The sequence below is a fragment of the Enterobacter sp. C6 genome, from assembly GCF_008122455.1.
Lineage (GTDB): Bacteria > Pseudomonadota > Gammaproteobacteria > Enterobacterales > Enterobacteriaceae > Enterobacter > Enterobacter pseudoroggenkampii.
Genome location: NZ_QPFW01000089.1, coordinates 1 through 4,046, shown reverse-complemented (window position 1 = coordinate 4,046; position 4,046 = coordinate 1). Strand labels below are relative to the sequence as shown.

The window sequence follows — 4,046 nt, the reverse complement described above, 5'->3', positions numbered from 1 at the left end:
GAGCCGGTCTGCATCGAGAAGCCTGGTTTGAAGTAGCCGGAGTGTTCAATGACGTCCGCCGCATAGCGGGCGATCATCAGCTCGCGCGGGTTGCTGGTGACGCGCGCCGCGCCGACGCTGATTTTCGCCGGGTCGCCCACGCTTTCAACCTGCACAATGTAGTCCACCTGGTCCTGCACCAGGCTGGCGGGCATATTGGGGAACGGCACCAGCTCTTCAGTCAGCAGCACCACCTTGCGGGCAAAGTGGGCGTCCACCATCGCGTAGCCCAGGGAACCGCAGCACGATTTGCCGTGCGTGCCGTTGGCGTTGCCAAACTCATCGCTGCACGGCACGCCGAGAAACGCCACGTCGATATTCAGCTCGCCGTCCTGGAGCAGCTTCACGCGCCCGCCGTGGGAGTGAATTTGCACCGGCTCGTCCATCAACCCGTGGGAGATGGCGTCCGCCAGCCTGCCGCGCATGCCGGAGGTGTAAATCCGGGTGATGACGCCGCTTTCGATATGCTCGATCAGCGCATCGTTGCAGGTCATCAGCGAGCTGGAGGCAAGCGTCAGGTTTTTGAAGCCCATCCGCGCCAGCAGCGCCACGACGGTGTTGATCACCCGGTCGCCTTCGCGAAACGCATGGTGGAAGGAGATGGTCATCCCGTCCTGCAGGCCGCAGCGCTTAACCGCCTCTTCAACAGAGGCGCAGAGCTTACGGCTGTGCTTCGCATCGCTGTCCGCCAGCCACGGCGTGGCGCTGTGGGCGGTATCGAAGGGTTTTAAGTCCCGCAGATGGGGAAAATTCACGTGAAGAAGTTCAGTCTGATTCATCATCTCATCCTTACCGACGCACGCCGGAGGCTGCCGCGCGCTCCAGCACCACCTGCGCGTGGTTAATAATCGGTGCATCCACCATTTTGCCGTTGAGCGACACCACGCCCAGGCCGTTACGCTCGCCCTCTTCTGCCGCCTCAATCACCCTTCTGGCGTGATCCACCTCTTCCTGCGTCGGGGCGTAGGCGTTGTGCAGCAGGTCAATCTGACGCGGGTTGATCAGCGATTTGCCGTTGAAGCCCATCTTGCGGATCAGATCGACCTCGCGCAGGAAACCGGCCTCGTCGTTAACGTCTGACCACACCACGTCGAAGGCGTCGATACCGGCAGCGCGGGCGGCGTGCAGCACGGCGCAGCGGGCGTAGAACAGCTCGGTGCCGTCGCCGCGCTCGGTCTGCATGTCCATCACGTAGTCAAAGGCGGCCAGCGCGATGCCGATGAGGCGCGGAGAGCTGCGGGCAATCGCCACGGCGTTGATGACGCCAATGGCCGACTCAATCGCCGCCATCACGCGGGTGGAGCCGACCTCGCGGCCGCACTCGCGCTCGATACGCTCAAGGTGGCCCTCCAGCTCGTAGATGTCGTCCGGCGTGTCGGTTTTCGGCAGGCGGATCACGTCCACGCCGGCCCGCACGGCGGCCTCCAGATCCAACAGGCCAAACGGCGTGCTGAGCGGGTTAATGCGCACCACGGTTTCGATATCCTGATACATCGGGTGCTGCAGCGCGTGAAACACCAGCATGCGCGCGGTATCCTTCTCGCGCAGGGCAACGGCGTCCTCAAGGTCAAACATGATGGAGTCGGGACGGTAGATAAAGGCGGTGGAGAGCATGGCGGCGTTGGCGCCCGGCAGGAACAGCATACTGCGGCGGAGTTTGCTCATTTCAGCGCCCCCCAGTTGATGGTCTGTTCGTCGGCGGCACGCATCAGCGCGCTTTGCAGGCGGGCGCGGATCACACAGTCCAGCGCCCCTTTGTCTTCAATAATGATTAATCCCTGGTGCACGTTCATGGCGCGCAATGTGTCGTTGACCACCTGGCGAATATGCTCGCCAAACTGCTTAATCACTTCGCTGTGGATGACGATCTCCAGCTCGCCGTGAGCGGGAGCGATTTTCACCATCAGGTCGCTGGACTCCTGCGTTCCGGCCAGCGCCTCCCTTACAATTTTCATGATAAATTCCTGGTAGTTAAGCGACTTCCGCACTCGCACGGTAATGCGTTTCGAGATGCGCGAAGGTGGAGTCCGGGACAATCTCCCGGATCCGGGAAAACTGCTGTGTCTTCAGTAATCGGCGCACTTCGGACGCCGATATGGCGTTGCCGGTGGCCTTGATGCGCGGCATCTCCACCACCTCGATATGCGAGGCCAGCAGGTCGTGCAGCGTCTGGTTGTACTGGCGGGTGATATCGCAGAACGGCTCCGAGCCGATGAAGCGGTGCGTGATGCCGAGCGCCGGGGCGATAAAGTCCCGGAAGATCAGCACGTCAATCTCGCTCCACGCCTGCTGCACTTTGCCGGTCTCCTTCAGGAAGTAGGCCGGAAACGTGGCGCGAGAGATGATGTACTGCGAGCCTTCATGCACCACCACGTTGGGCAGATGCGCCACGCCCGCGCGCACCATCTCAAGGCGCGCGCTGAACGGGAAGAACGACGCGTCTTCACGCACCACGAACAGGTGCAGGGCGTCGCACTGCGCCGCCGCCTGCTCCACCAGATGGCGGTGGCCGAGGGTGAACGGATTGGCGTTCATCACGATGGCGCCAATTTTCTCCCCACACCTGCGGTTCGCGCGCAGAGAGCGGCAGTAGCGCTCGATCCCCTGCGGGGTGTTCTCCATCAGCACGGCGTTGTTCCCGCTCTGGGCAATCGGCCAGAAGCCGCTGCGGGCAAAGCGCTCCCGGTTGCACGGACGGGTGCAGAGGAAGAGGTGAAAATGGCCGCGCTCCAGCGCCGCATGTTCCACCTCTGCCAGCAGCCGCGCGCTGAGGTTCTCGCCGCGAAGCTGCTCGTTAACCGCCACGCATTTGATGACGTTGGCGGCAAGCCCTGCGCAACCCACCAGCTGCGAGCCGGACCAGGCTTCGACGAACAGCGTGATGTCGTTGTCCAGGCCAAGGCCGCTGTCTGCCAGCAGATAACGGATCTGACTTAAGCGTTCCGGATGTTTCGCCACCAGCGTGTGGCGAAAATCGATGAGTTGCGAGTGCATGCTGCCGCCTTACTTAGTGTGCTGCCGCAAGCCCGACGGCTGGCGCTTCCACGATCACGTTGCTCAGATGACCGATATGCTCGATCTCCACCTCAATGCGATCGCCCTCTTTCATAAACAGCGGCGGGTTACGCTTTTTACCCACCCCGCCCGGGGATCCGGTGATGATCACGTCGCCTGGGCTTAAGCGGGTGAAGGTGCTGATGTACTCGATCAGCTCCGCAACCTTGTGGATCATGCTGCTGGTGTTGTCTTCCTGCACCATGCGGCCGTTCAGCCAGGTGCGAATCGCCAGTTGGTGCGGATCGGGGATCTCATCCGCCGTCGCCATCCACGGGCCAAACGCGCCGGTCTGACGCCAGTTTTTACCGGCGGTGAACCAGGTGTGCTGCCAGTCGCGGGCGGAGCCGTCCATGTAACAGCTGTAGCCCGCCACGTGGCGCAGGGCGTCGTCGCGACTGATGTTCTCCCCGCCTTTACCGATGATCACCGCCAGCTCGCCTTCGTAGTCGAATTCGCTGGAGTGGCGCGGCTTCAGCACCGGCTCGTTGTGGCCGGTCTGTGAATCCGGGAAGCGGACAAACAGCGTCGGGGCCGGGTTGTGCTGGTCAAACTCCTTGCGCTTGTCGGCGTAGTTCATGCCCACGCAGAGGATTTTTTCCGGCTGCTCAATCACCGGTAAGAAGGTGATGGCGCTCATCGGCACGTCCACGGCATCGTTCAGGTAGCGGGTGGCCTGCGCCAGCCCGTTGCCCTGCAGCAGCGCCTTGAGGTCGCTGTAGCGGTCGCCCAGACGGCGGCCTAAATCAATCACGCCGTCGGCCTGCACGATGCCGTAGCTGCGTTTTCCCTGGTATAAAAAGCTTGCGAGTTTCATTGTTCTTTCCTGAAAACTTAAACGAGGAAGTTGCCCAGAATCAGCAGTGAGATGGAGACGTTAATCGCCCCGCCGATACGGGTAGCAATCTGGGCGAACGGCATCAGGCTCATGCGGTTGCCTGCGGTCAGGATCG

6 protein-coding genes are annotated in these 4,046 nt (G+C 62.0%); all 6 read right to left on the bottom strand.

Translation table 11 applies throughout. The annotated features are described in order from the left end of the window. Window positions 1-818, bottom strand: an 818-nt coding sequence (locus DOU50_RS01035) for a citrate lyase subunit alpha (protein ID WP_322742054.1), incomplete at its 3' end; no start/stop codon positions are given. 10 nt (window positions 819-828) lie between these two features. Beyond that, on the bottom strand, window positions 829-1,704 hold the full coding sequence (gene citE / locus DOU50_RS01030) for a citrate (pro-3S)-lyase subunit beta (RefSeq protein ID WP_029740740.1): 876 nt from the start codon (window positions 1,702-1,704) through the stop codon (window positions 829-831). After that, window positions 1,701-1,994 (bottom strand): citrate lyase acyl carrier protein, encoded by a 294-nt coding sequence (gene citD, locus DOU50_RS01025; RefSeq protein ID WP_148768549.1) that lies wholly within the window; start codon window positions 1,992-1,994, stop codon window positions 1,701-1,703. The genes citE and citD overlap by 4 nt, the downstream gene beginning before the upstream one ends. 16 nt (window positions 1,995-2,010) lie before the next feature. Further along, a complete protein-coding gene (gene citC / locus DOU50_RS01020) occupies window positions 2,011-3,033 on the bottom strand; it encodes a [citrate (pro-3S)-lyase] ligase (protein WP_148768548.1) in 1,023 nt (340 codons plus the stop codon). Window positions 3,034-3,046: 13 nt separating this feature from the next. Then, window positions 3,047-3,910 (bottom strand): fumarylacetoacetate hydrolase family protein, encoded by an 864-nt coding sequence (locus tag DOU50_RS01015; RefSeq protein WP_045134818.1) that lies wholly within the window; start codon window positions 3,908-3,910, stop codon window positions 3,047-3,049. Between the two features lie 17 nt (window positions 3,911-3,927). Next, a partial coding sequence (locus DOU50_RS01010; RefSeq protein ID WP_148768547.1) for a 2-hydroxycarboxylate transporter family protein occupies window positions 3,928-4,046 on the bottom strand: 119 nt, incomplete at its 5' end.

What these genes read in the sequence shown, in the direction of transcription:
- citE (WP_029740740.1), bottom strand. Translation starts at nt 1,704, where the DNA reads ATGAGCAAACTCCGCCGCAGTATGCTGTTCCTGCCGGGCGCCAACGCC.
- citD (WP_148768549.1), bottom strand. Translation starts at nt 1,994, where the DNA reads ATGAAAATTGTAAGGGAGGCGCTGGCCGGAACGCAGGAGTCCAGCGAC.
- citC (WP_148768548.1), bottom strand. Translation starts at nt 3,033, where the DNA reads ATGCACTCGCAACTCATCGATTTTCGCCACACGCTGGTGGCGAAACAT.
- DOU50_RS01015 (WP_045134818.1), bottom strand. Translation starts at nt 3,910, where the DNA reads ATGAAACTCGCAAGCTTTTTATACCAGGGAAAACGCAGCTACGGCATC.